The 699-nt window shown below is 70.8% G+C and carries 1 protein-coding gene; it reads left to right on the top strand.

Features of this window, described 5'->3' with window-relative positions; genetic code table 11:
- Positions 1-183: 183 nt before the first annotated feature.
- Positions 184-699: FAD-dependent monooxygenase (locus tag DMH03_RS41945; RefSeq protein WP_199749249.1), on the top strand; the 516-nt coding region annotated here is incomplete at its 3' end.

The following is a 699-nucleotide window of genomic DNA, read 5'->3' as shown; positions in this document are numbered from 1 at the left end:
CCGACGGCACCGCCGCGGTGGCGACCCGCAACCCGATCGGGCTGTCGGCGACACCCCCGCGCTACGAGACCGCGCCGCCGGACGCCCCTGGGCAACTCACCCTTCCGCTCCCCGGCTGGAGCTGACGAGGAGCGGTCAGCGGACTGTCAGCGCTTCGTCAACGCCGGCCGCGAAGCTCCTGCCATGACGAACAAGACAGTCCTCATCTCCGGCGCCAGCATCGCCGGTCCCGCACTCGCCTTCTGGCTCTCCCGCCAGGGCTACGCGGTCCCCGTCGTCGAACGATCGCGGGAACTCCGCAGCGGTGGCCAGGCGGTCGACTTCAAGGGCCCCACCCACCGCGCCGTGCTCGAGCGGATGGGCATCCTCGACGAGATCGAGCGGCAGCAGACCGGCGGACTCGACCAGACCATCGTCGACGCCGAGGGGCGGCCGCTCGCCGTCCTGCCCGGTGAGTTCACCGGCGGCGACGTCGAGATCCGGCGCGGCGATCTGGCCCGGATCCTGTACGACCGGACTTCGCCGGACTGCGAGTACGTCTTCGGCGACTCGATCACTTCGCTGACCGAGACCCCCGACGGCGTCGACGTCACCTTCGAGCGCGAAGCCCCGAGGCGGTTCGACCTCGTCTTCGGTGCCGACGGCATTCACTCGACCGTGCGACGGCTGGCGTTCGGCCCGGAAACCGACTACGTGCAG

It is taken from the genome of Amycolatopsis sp. WAC 01376 (assembly GCF_003947415.1).
GTDB lineage: Bacteria > Actinomycetota > Actinomycetes > Mycobacteriales > Pseudonocardiaceae > Amycolatopsis.
This window is presented reverse-complemented; position numbering and strand designations above follow the sequence as displayed.